Below are 10,904 nucleotides of genomic sequence, written 5' to 3' on the forward strand. Positions count from 1 at the left end.
CCCGAGCCCCGGTGGGACACTGGTGGCTGTCCCTGCCCGACCACTCGACCGGGGGCCAGCATGTCCCTCCCGAGGCCACTCCACGCCCTCACCGCCGCGGTCCTGGTCGCGGCGGCCACCCTGGGCCCGGCGGGCGCCGCCGGCGCCGCGTCCGCCCAGTCGCTGCCCTCCGCCGACCAGCTGAAGTCGGCGCTGCTCACCGCGAACGACCTCGGCCCGGGCTACACCGAGGCGCCCGCCACCGCGAGCCCCAGCCCCAGCCCCAGCCCCAGCGCCACCCCGACCCCCGTCAGCGGCTGCGACGCGCTCAGCGCCCTCATCAACCTGCACGCCACGACGCCCGGCCCCGAGGCCCCGAGCGCCGAGACCGAACTGGACGGCCAGGACGGCAACCCGATGGTCACCGAGGCCCTCACCGCCGAGGACCCGGCCCGGCTCACCACCGACTTCAACACCGCCGCCGACGCGCTCAGGACCTGCCACACCATCACCTTCAACGCCGGCGTCGGGGACACGGTGACCTTCACCGTCACCCCGGTCACCCTCGGCGACCGCCCGGACGCCCCCGCCGCGCGCCTCGACGGCACCCTCGCCGGCGTCCAGCTCAGCGCCTTCGTCGGCGTCGAACGCTTCGGCACCGTCGGCCTCGCCTACGGCTACTTCCAACGCCAGGGCGCCGACCCCCAGGCCGCCTCGATGCAGTACCGCAGCGCCGTCGCCAAGATCGAACGCACCCTCGGCACCACCGCCGGCAGCACCACCCCACCCACCGCCACCGCCACCGCCACCGCCACTCAGGGCATGTCGGTCTGAGCACCGGGACACCCACCGCGGCCCCCGTCGGGCACCTCGCTCGACGGGGGCCGCGCTGCGGTCGATCAGCACCAGGGACGTTCCGGCCCGTCCCGGGAACCGGCCGTTCGCGGGACGGGCGGCCGCACCCCCGTGGCGGCCGCCCGTCCCCGTCGTCCAGGTCCGGTGCTACGGGAGGAACCTGACCTCCGGGAACGTCGGGGACGGCCCGTCGAGGAGGGCGCCGCGGCGGTGGCGGAGGTGGCGGTCGAAGAAGGCGAGCGGGTAGGACTGCTGGATGGCGATGCCACGCTCGGGGGCGAGGGTGCCGACCTGCTGCTGGATCTGCTGCTCGCTCATCCCGAGCAGCTTTCCGGCCTGGGGGATCAGCGTCATGTTGTCGCCGTACGAGTTGTGGATGGCGCCGTCGGCCTGGATGTCGAGCCGCCAGCCGCGCAGATGGGTCCAGAAGGTCTCGGCCTCCGAGCCCGGGGTGCGGGGCCAGACGGCCGTCATCATCAGGAACGGCCGGTCCAGGTCGGTGGTGATGGTCGGGATCATCGGCCCGTCCAGGCTGAGCCCGGCCCGGATGCGGCGGTCGACGACCGCGGTCTGCGCGGTGACGCTGCCGCCCTTGGACCAGCCGAACATGCCGATGCGCTGCGGGTCGAGGGCGCCGAGCAGGCCCTCGGGGAGGTCGCGGCCGTCGGCGTCGGGATTGCGGCCGGCGGCGAGCGCTTCGACGCAGTCCAGCACGAAGCGGAAGTCCGGGACGAACGCGAGCACGCCGGTGTCGGCCTTCGGGTCCGTGCCCGGGGTGACCACGGGGCCGCCGGGGAACTGGGTGAAGGCGTCGTGCGGGAAGTCGACGGTGATCACGACGTAGCCGTGGCTGGCGAGCTCCTGGACGATGACGGTGTGGTCGCCCCGGTGGCTGTGCGCGCCGTGCGCGTAGAGGACGACGGGCAGCCGGTGGCCGGAGCGGTGCACGGGTGCGCCCACGTGCCCGGAGGTGAGCGGAGCGAGCGAGAGCGGGAGCGGGTAGCCGACGTCGTCGAGGAAGGCCTGCATCGGGCCGTCGGCCAGCCAGGGGGCGAGCGGGAGTCCGTCCGTCTGCCGGGCGGGGTACCAGACGCCGGCCATCAGCTCGCGGTAGCGGCCGGCGCCGGCGACCGGGTCCGGCCGGGAGGTGTCGCGCAGGTGGAGGGCGACCGTGCCGACGCGGTGCGGGCCGGTGGGCTCGGGCAGGGTGAGCCGCCCGGGGGTGCCGCCGGGCGCCGGGGTGGGGGCCGGGGTGGGGGCGTCCGCCCGGGCGGTGGAGGCCAGGCCGAGCGGGGCGGCGACGCCCAGGGCCAGTGCGGTGCCCAGCACGCGACGGCGGGTCGGTCCGGTGGAGCTGGTGAACGGCGTGGTGTCCATGCGGAGGACGCTGTCACGCGGCGCGGGGGAGCGGCATCGGCCCACCGATTGATCTCCCGGCGGCCCGCATTGGCCCACGGGTTTACATCCCCGGGCTGATGCGACGTCAGTCGTGGAACGGAGAGAGTGGGAAGTCGGCCCGGCCGACTTCCCACTCCCGTTGTTCTCCGCGCGTCGGGGTCCGCTCAGTTGAAGACCAGGACGTCGGTGCGCATCGGCAGCGAGCTGCCCCAGTCGATGTTGATCTTGAAGGTGACCACCCCGTTCCCGGGGGCGATGCTCGACACCTGGAGGGCGGCGGCGCCGACGAAGCGGTGGCCGTTGGCGTCGATCTCGGAGGCGGTGATGACGACGGTCGAGTCGACCCCGATGACGTTCCACGGGAGCTGCAGGTTGAACACCCCGTGCGACGGGGTCCAGGTCCACCAGGCCCGCCACACGGCGCCGACGTTGCCGCCGATCGCCGCGAGGTCCTGTCCGTGGCTGGTGGGCTGGGAGCTGCCCGCGATCTGCGGGATCTCGGAGGCGGAGGATTCGGCTGCGGTCATGGCGGCACTCCTTACGCCGGGAGAGCCCGACGGGCTCTCCGATTACTCCGAGTGTCGGTCAGTGTGCGGAGCGTCGGCAATCACTCGTGCGAGTGAATCCCCGTGCTTCGTCGGCGTGTCGCTGGCGTCGGCACTCAGGGCTCATTGGGAGGTGTCGACTCGCTGGACCGGTGCCGGAGGCTGGGCCGACCGCGCGCCCGATCACCTCCTCCGCCGAGGACACCCGCCACGACGTCACCCGCTCCTCGTGCGCCAGGCCCTCCGAGGCCTCCCGCCGGAACACACACCGCACCGGGTACCAGGACGCCTCCGCCGCTGCCATGGCCGGTCTCCTCGCATCCCGTGCCGAGCGGGGCATCCTCGCCGCCCGTCACGGGATCCTGGCCACCGCACTGCTGACACGGTCTCCGACTACGCCGGCTCGTAGGTGGTGGAGCGCACCAGTGCCCGTGCCTGGGTCCCGTCCATCGGGTGGGCGAAGAGGTAGCCCTGCCCCAGGGGGCAGCCCATGGCGGCGAGCAGGTCGCGCTGGTCAGGGTGTTCGATGCCCTCGGCGATGACCTGGACGCCGAGGGTGTCGGCGATCCGGGTGATGCCCTCGACCAGGGCGTACTGCTGGGGGGAGAGGCCGAGTCCGTCGATGAAGGACTTGTCGATCTTCAGCAGGGAGATCGGGAACTCCCGCAGGTAGGACAGCGAGGAGTAGCCGGTGCCGAAGTCGTCGATGGCGAGGCCGATGCCGAGTTCGCCGAGGGTGGCCATGTCGGCGCGCAGGCGGTCGTCGCGGCGCATCAGGACGGATTCGGTGAGTTCCAGGACGAGGGTGCGCGGGTCGATGCCGGAGGTGGCCAGGGCGTGGCGCACCACGTCGACGAAGCCGGCGTCGCGGAACTGGCGGGCGGAGACGTTGACGTTGACCCGCAGCGGGGGGCGGCCGGCGGCGGCGCGGGCGGCGGAGCTGGCGGCGTGCCAGGCGGCGGCCTCCTCGGCGGCGCGTTCCAGGACCCAGGCGCCGAGGGGGACGATCTGGCCGCTCTCCTCGGCGAGGGCGATGAACTCGTCGGGGAGCACCATGCCGCGTCCGTCGTGGGGCCAGCGGACGAGGGCTTCGAAGGCGACCAGATCGCCCGTGCGCAGGTCGACGATCGGCTGGTAGTACAGCTGGAAGGCCGATTCGGCGATCGCGGAGTCCAGGTTCTCGTTCATCTCGTGCCGCTCGACCATCCCGGCCTGCAGGGCCGGCCGGTAGTGGCACCACTGGCGGCGGCCGGCCGCCTTCGCCGAGTAGAGCGCGAGGTCGGCGTGGGCGAGCAGTTCGGTCGAGTCCACGCTGTCCTCGGTGGTCGCGACGCCGATGCTGGCGCTGACCCGGACGGCGCCGGCGCTGAGCTTGAACGGTTCGGCGAACACGGCGAGCACGCCGGCCGCGATGGTGTCCACGTCGGCCGGGCACAGGGCGTCCTCGACCAGGACGGCGAACTCGTCGCCGCCGAGCCGGGCGGCGGTGTCCGAGCTGCGCAGCGCGGTGGAGATCCGCAGCGAGACGGCGACCAGCAGTTCGTCGCCGACGGCGTGTCCCTGGGTGTCGTTGACCACCTTGAAGTCGTCCAGGTCGATGAACAGCACCCCGGTGACGGCCCCGCTGCGCTCGCCGCGGGAGAGCGCGTGGCCGACCCGGTCCTGGAACAGCACCCGGTTGGCGAGGCCGGTCAGCGAGTCGTGGAAGGCCCGGTGGGTCAGCTCGCGCTCCATCTGGCGCTGCTCGGTGACGTCGCGCAGGGTGAGCACCAGGCCGCCGACCGTCGGGTCGTCGCGCAGGTCGGTGTAGCGGACCTCGGCCTCGATCGGGGTGCGGTCCTGGCGCAGCAGCCGCCAGTGCTCGCGCGGCTGGTCGCCGCGGGGCGGTTCGGCGGGGCCGCGCATCCGGGCCAGCGCCTTGCCGACCTCCCGGCTGTCCTCGGGCGGGACGAGGTCGGTCAGCAGGGTGCCGTCCAGGCTGGGGTAGCCGAGCACCCGCTGGGCGGAGGAGGAGGCGTAGCGGACGCCGTCGTCGGCGTCGAGGATCAGGATGACGTCGCCGGCGTTCTGCACCAGGGTGCGGAAGTACAGCTCGCTGTTGCGCCGGATGACCTCCTGGCTCAGCACCACGCGTTCGACGGCCAGCGCCGCCTGGCCGGCCAGGATCTCCAGTGAGCCCCAGAGGCTGGTCAGCTCCTGCTCGGTGCCGGTGACGACGAGCGAGCCGATCAGCGGGTCACCGGAGGGGCGCTCGGCCAGCATGAGCGGGCAGACCAGGGCGGCGGGCATGCCGCCGAGGTGGGCGGGCAGGTCGACGGAGCCGACGGGCAGCAGCCGGGTCTCGCGGTGGGCGGCGAGGCCGGCGAGGACCTCGTCCTCCTGCGGGGTGGGGCGGTGCGGGGAGGCGCTCCCGCCATCGCCCGGGCCCCCGCCCAGGCCGCCCACGCCCAGGCCTGCGCCCGTGCCGCCGCCGTCCGTGTGGTTGCCGGCGCGCCGGACGTGCAGCACCCCGGACTCGGCCACCGTCAGCAGGGCGACGTGCCCGCGCTCGGCGGGCATCAGGGTGGAGGCGGCGGCCTGGACGGCGTCCGCGACCTCCGCCACCGTGACGGCCGCGGTCAGCCGGGCGCCCGCCTGGCGCAGGGCCCGTTCCCGGGCCACGGCCTGCCGGCGGGCGACCACCACGACGGCCAGCCGGGCCAGCACCAGCAGGTACAGCAGGGCGGAGAAGGCGCCGATCACGCCCGCGTTGCTGGTGTTCCCGGCCAGTGACTCGATGATCAGGATGCCGGGTGCGATCAGCGAGGCGAGGGTCAGCAGGGCGAGCCGGCCGGCGGAGAGGTCGGGCTGCTGGGTGGGGACGGGCCTGGTCAGTTCGACCATCGAGGGGTGCAGCGCGGCCGCGCCCCAGGCGGTGTAGAAGGCGGCCCAGCCGAGTTCCACGCCGGTGCCGATCTGCCAGGTGCCGTGCAGCTGGATCAGCCCGTAGAGGACGTCGGAGGTGAGCAGGCCGAGGGCGCCGACGGTGAGCAGTTGCAGTGAGCGGGAGTTGCCGCCCCGCGGGGTCAACAGCCGTAGCAGCAGGGCGAGGACGACCACGTCGCCGAGCGGGTAGGCGATCGAGACGGCCTTCTGGATCCAGGTGAGGTCCGGGTTCCGGGCGTACGGGAGGATCAGGTAGATCCAGACGAGCAGGGCCAGGCCGAGCGTGATGATCAGGGCGTCGAGCAGTCCGGCGCGGTCCTGGCGGGCGGTGCGCCAGCGGATGAAGCCGAGCAGGCCTGCCGCGTACAGCAGGAACTCGGCGAGGTAGAAGCCGTCCGCGACGGACGGGAACGGGTTGTCGAGGTGCAGGATGTCGAGCTGAAGAGCCTGTATCGCCTCGCCCGTGGTGAAGCTGAGGTTGGCGAGCGCCAGCAGGTACCAGAACAGCGGGTGGCGGGGGCGGTTGAGCCGGACGCCGACCACGACGGCGGCGACGCCACCGAGGCCCATGCCCGTCCACCAGATGATCCGCAGCCCGGGGTCGGCGAAGTAGATGCCGGTGAACAGCACCATCCAGAGCAGGTAACACACCATCAGGCGTTGTCGCCGGCGAGTCAACGAGCTACCTCCTCCGCGACACCACCCCGCCGCTCGGGCAGGGGAGTTCGGGCGAGGACGGGTGCGTACGGGTCCTGGGGGGCCTTCCTCGGCCCACGGGGAAGTGGCGTCCGGCGGTCCGTGCGACGGACGTTGTCGGTGTCCCCTGAGTGCGTATAGTCGGAAATGTCGCACCTCCCAGCATTCTGCCGCTTCAGCACGAGGTCAAGCCGGTGGACGACGCACCCGACAGCGCACTGGGTGTACGCACGGATGTGAACTCCGGGCGTCACGCCGTGGTGCGGAACGACGACGGCCAGTACGCGCTCTGGCCCGCGGAGCCCGGGGACGTGCCGCTGCCCACCGGGTGGCGGCAAGTGTACGGGCCGGCCGGCCGGGCCCGGTGCCGGGCCTGGGTCGAGCGGAACGTGCCGGCCCTGGCGGGGCCGTCCGCCCGCGCCGGGTTCGCGGAGACGGTGCACGGCCTGTTCCGGGCCCGGGCCGCCCACGACCCGACGGCGATCGCCGTGGTGGCGGAGGAGGCCACGCTCGGCTACCGCGAGCTGGACGGGCGCAGCGACCGGCTGGCGGCCGAGCTGCGGGCCCGGGGGGTGGGGCCGGGGCAGGTGGTGCCGGTGTGCCTGGGGCGCGGGGTGGAGCTGGTGGTGGCCTGGCTGGGGGTGCTCAAGGCGGGCGGGGCGTTCCTGCCGCTGGATCCGGCGCACCCGGAGCGGCGGCTCGCGGGGTTGGTGGCGGACAGCGGGGCGCGGGTGGCGGTCACGGACGGTCGTGGGTTCGACGGGGTGGAGCGGGTGGCGCCGGACGCCGGCTCCGCGTCGGCGCAGACCGCCGCCCGGGACGAGCACGCCACGCCCGACGACCTCGCCTACCTGATCTACACCTCCGGCACCACCGGCCGCCCCAAGGGCGTCCCGGTCACCCACCGTTCGCTGGTGTTCACCCTCGACCGGGTCGTCCGCGCCTACCGCCTCGCCCCCGGCGAGCGGGTGCTCCAGCTGGCCGCGCTCGGCGCCGACACCGCGCTGGAGCAGGTGTTCTCGGCACTGCTCGCCGGGGCGACGGTGGTGCTCGGCGGCCGGGACACCTGGGCGCCCACCGAACTGGTCCGGCGGCTGCCCCGGCTCGGCCTGGCCGTCGCCGACTTCACGCCCGCGTACTGGCACCACGTGCTGGACCTGTTGCCGCCCGGCGGCCCGGCGCCGGACGGGCTGCGGCTGGTGGTGGTCGGCGGGGACGTGGTGCACGCCGACGACTGCCGGGCCTGCGCGGAGCGGCTGCCGGGGGTGCGGCTGCTCAACGCGTACGGGGTGACGGAGGCGGCGGTCACCTCGCTGCACTGCGAGGTCACCCCGGAGCTGCTGGCCGCCCCGGCCGCGCCGGTGCCGATCGGGCGGCCGCTGCCGGGGGTGCGGGTGCACGTGCTGGACGAGCGGCTGCGGCCGGTGCGGCCCGGCGAGCGGGGTGAGATCCACCTCGGCGGGCCCGGCCTCGCCCGCGGCTACTGGCGGCAGGCCGGGCTCACCGCCGAGTCGTTCCGGCCCGATCCGTACGCGCCGCTGCCCGGTGAGCGGATGTACCGCACCGGGGACGCCGGGCGCTGGCGGGCGGACGGGCAGCTGGAGATCCTCGGGCGCTTCGACGACCAGGTGAAGGTGCGCGGGCACCGGGTCGACCCGGCCGAGGTGGAGGCGGTGCTCTCCGCCCACCCGGCGGTGCGGCAGGCCCGGGTCGCGGCCGACGGCAGCGCGCCGGACGGCAGCCGGGTGCTCACCGCGTACTACACGGTGGGCGACCGGGCGGTGCCCCCCGAGGGGCTGCGGGCGTTCCTCGCGGAGCGGCTGCCGGAGTACCTCGTCCCGGCGGAGTTCGTACCGTTGGAGGCCATGCCGCTCACGGCGGCGGGGAAGATCGACCGGCGCTCGCTGCCGCACGCCCCGGTCCGGACGGCGGCGCCCGCCGCCCCCATCCCCGCCACCATCCCCGCTCTCACTCCCGCCGGTCCCGGACCGAGCGCCGTGGAGGCCGCCGTCGGCCACCTCTGGGCGGAGCTGCTCGGCGCCGAACTCGTCGGCCCCGACGGCGACTTCTTCGCCCTCGGCGGCACCTCGCTGCTCGCCATGGAGATGCTCGCCCGGGCCCGGATGATGTTCGGCCTGGACGTCGGCCACGTCCGCACCCTCACCCGGGCACTGCTGCGCTCGCCCGTCCTGCGCGACTTCACCGCCGCACTGCAGGCCGCCAGGGCCGGCGCCGCCCCGGGGGAGGCCGGTGCGGGCGCCGTCGACTGGTACGCCGAGGCCCGACTCACCCACGGCGTGGGCCAGTCCTGGAGCCCCGCGCCGTCCCGGGCCGAGCCCGCCGAGATTCTGCTCACCGGCGCCACCGGCTTCTGCGGCGCCCACCTGCTGCACGTGCTGCTCGCCACCACCCGGGCGCGGATCCACTGCCTGGTCCGCGCGCCGGACGAGGAGCACGCGCTGGAACGGCTACGTGCCACCCAACAGCGCTTCCTGCGAAGGGACTTGGCCGACCACCGGGTGGTGCCGCTGGTCGGCGACCTGGCCGCCGAGCGGCTCGGGCTGACGGAGCGCCGCTTCGACTGGCTGGCCGGGCGCCTGGACGCGGTGTACCACCTCGGCGGGCAGGTCAACTTCCTCTACCCGTACCACCAGTTGCGCGCGCCCAACGTCGGCGGCACCCGGGAGGTGGTCCGGCTCGCCGGGCACAGCCGGGGCGTGCCCGTGCACTACCTCTCCACCCTCGCCGTGCTGGCCGGGTTCGGCGCGGCCGGCGTCCGCGAGGTCGCCGAACGCACGCCGCTGGCCCACCCCGAACGGCTCGGCGTCGGCTACGTGGAGAGCAAGTGGGTCGCCGAGCAGCTGCTGCACAATGCGGCGGCGGGCGGGCTGCCGGTCACCGTGCTGCGCACCAACGACGTCACCGGGGACCTCGCGGCCGGGGTGATGAACACCGGCACCGAACTCTGCGCGCTGATCAAGTACTTCGCCGACAGCGGCAGTTGTCCGGACGTACGGCTGCCGCTGGACTTCGTGCCCGCCGACCGGTTCGCCCGGGCAGTCGCCCACATCGCCGCGCACGCGCCCGCCGACGGCGAGGTCTACCACCTCACCTCGCCGGACCCGGCCGGGCTCCCCGACCTCGCCGACCGGCTCCGGGCGCGCGGCCACCGGATCGATCAACTCCAGTACCGGGACTGGGTGCGGCGGCTGGTCCGGTTCGCCGCCGGGCATCCGACCCACCCGATCACACCGTTCGTCCCGCTGTTCGTCGACCGGGCGCCCGGATCCGAACTGTCCATCAGCGAGCTGTACTTCCAGCCGGTGTTCCCGAGGTTCGACCGGGCCAACGCGGAGGCGGCGCTGGAGGGCAGCGGGATCGAACTGCCGGCCGTGGACGGCGCCCTGCTGGACCACTACCTGGCCCGGCTGGCGGACGAGGGGTTCCTGTGACCGCGCCGGTGCCCGACTTCGACGCCCTGGACCTCCGACACGCCGCCGGGGACGGGCCGGTGGCGTTCGGCGGGGTGCTCGGCCCGCGGCAGCTGCTGGCGGCCTACCGGCGCGGACTGTTCCCGCTGCCGGCGGCGGACGAGTACGCGGGCGCCTACAATGAGGCGCTGCACGGGGAGGCGGTCGAGGCCGGCGAGGTGGCCGTGCTGCCGGGCGCCGCCGACCCGTACGCGCTGGCCTGGTGGTCGCCGGACCCGCGCCCGGTGCTGCGGCCCGGCGCCGTCCGGCTGCCCCGCAGGCTCGCCCGGCGGCTGCGCGGGGCGCACGGGTCCGCGACACCGTGGTGGAGCACCGCCGACCAAGCCTTCGGCGCGGTCCTCGCGGCCTGCGCCGAGGGGCGTCAACCCGCCTGGCTCACCGAGGAGTTACGGGCGGCGCTGGTCGAGCTGAACGGGCTCGGCGCGGCGCACAGCGTCGAGGTGTGGGAGGGCGGGGAGCTGATCGGCGGGGCATTCGGAGTGGCCGCCGGGCCGGTGCTGAGCCTGGACTCGATGTTCCACCGCCGGCCGGACGCCGCCCGGGTCGCCGTCGCCGACCTCGGGGCCCGGTTCGCCGCCGCGGGCGGGCGCCTGCTCGACGCCCAGTGGGACGGGCCGTACGTGCGCAGCCTCGGAGCGGTGCCGATGGAGCGCACCCGCTACCTCGCCGAGCTGGCCGGGCCCCCTGCGGGGGGTACACTGCCGGACGGTCGGCTGCCCGTCGCACGGCTGGTCTGACCTGCGGTTTCGAGTCGGCTCCGGGTCGGCCCCGGGCTTGGGGGCGATCTCGTTGGTCCGTCTTCGACAAACTTATTCCTCGTCAGTAACATGACGCCGCGTGTTCAAACCCTCGATAGGCCGGGCCGCGCCCGCAGCCCTGCTCACCCTCATCCTCGCCGGGACGGCCGCGTGCGGGCCCACCGGCTCCGGCAGCACCCCGCAGGCCGCCGTCGAACCGGCCGCCGCCGGCATCGCCGCCACCGCCACCACCGCCGGGGGCAGCCCGGCGGGCGGGG

Annotated in this window: 6 protein-coding genes; 3 read left to right on the top strand and 3 right to left on the bottom strand. The window is 74.7% G+C overall.

The features are described 5' to 3' along the window. The first annotated feature begins 60 nt into the window (after nt 1-60). Entirely contained in the window at nt 61-813 is a 753-nt protein-coding gene (locus tag BG452_RS43750) for a hypothetical protein (RefSeq protein WP_188309963.1), read from the top strand. A 168-nt stretch (nt 814-981) separates the two neighbouring features. Here BG452_RS43750 and BG452_RS43755 read toward each other — a convergent pair whose 3' ends face one another. From BG452_RS43755 to BG452_RS43765, 3 genes are all read right to left on the bottom strand, one after another. Next, the gene (locus BG452_RS43755; protein ID WP_188309964.1) at nt 982-2,211 is read right to left on the bottom strand and encodes an alpha/beta hydrolase family protein; all 1,230 of its coding nucleotides are present in this window, start codon (nt 2,209-2,211) and stop codon (nt 982-984) included. Between the two features lie 185 nt (nt 2,212-2,396). Beyond that, nucleotides 2,397-2,759 (bottom strand): hypothetical protein, encoded by a 363-nt coding sequence (locus BG452_RS43760; RefSeq protein WP_188309965.1) that lies wholly within the window; start codon nt 2,757-2,759, stop codon nt 2,397-2,399. A 411-nt stretch (nt 2,760-3,170) separates the two neighbouring features. Continuing rightward, nucleotides 3,171-6,380 (bottom strand): putative bifunctional diguanylate cyclase/phosphodiesterase, encoded by a 3,210-nt coding sequence (locus BG452_RS43765; RefSeq protein WP_188309966.1) that lies wholly within the window; start codon nt 6,378-6,380, stop codon nt 3,171-3,173. Nucleotides 6,381-6,592: 212 nt separating this feature from the next. Here BG452_RS43765 and BG452_RS43770 point away from each other — a divergent pair, with 212 nt between their 5' ends. Together BG452_RS43770 and BG452_RS43775 are read left to right on the top strand one after the other, a co-directional pair. After that, a complete protein-coding gene (locus BG452_RS43770) occupies nt 6,593-9,850 on the top strand; it encodes an amino acid adenylation domain-containing protein (protein ID WP_188309967.1) in 3,258 nt (1,085 codons plus the stop codon). Continuing rightward, the gene (locus tag BG452_RS43775; RefSeq protein WP_188309968.1) at nt 9,847-10,626 is read left to right on the top strand and encodes a leucyl/phenylalanyl-tRNA--protein transferase; all 780 of its coding nucleotides are present in this window, start codon (nt 9,847-9,849) and stop codon (nt 10,624-10,626) included. The genes BG452_RS43770 and BG452_RS43775 overlap by 4 nt, the downstream gene beginning before the upstream one ends. The last annotated feature ends 278 nt before the right edge of the window (nt 10,627-10,904 follow it).

Origin of the sequence: Streptomyces sp. CBMA123, from assembly GCF_014596465.1 — a bacterium.
Classification (GTDB): Bacteria; Actinomycetota; Actinomycetes; order Streptomycetales; family Streptomycetaceae; genus Kitasatospora.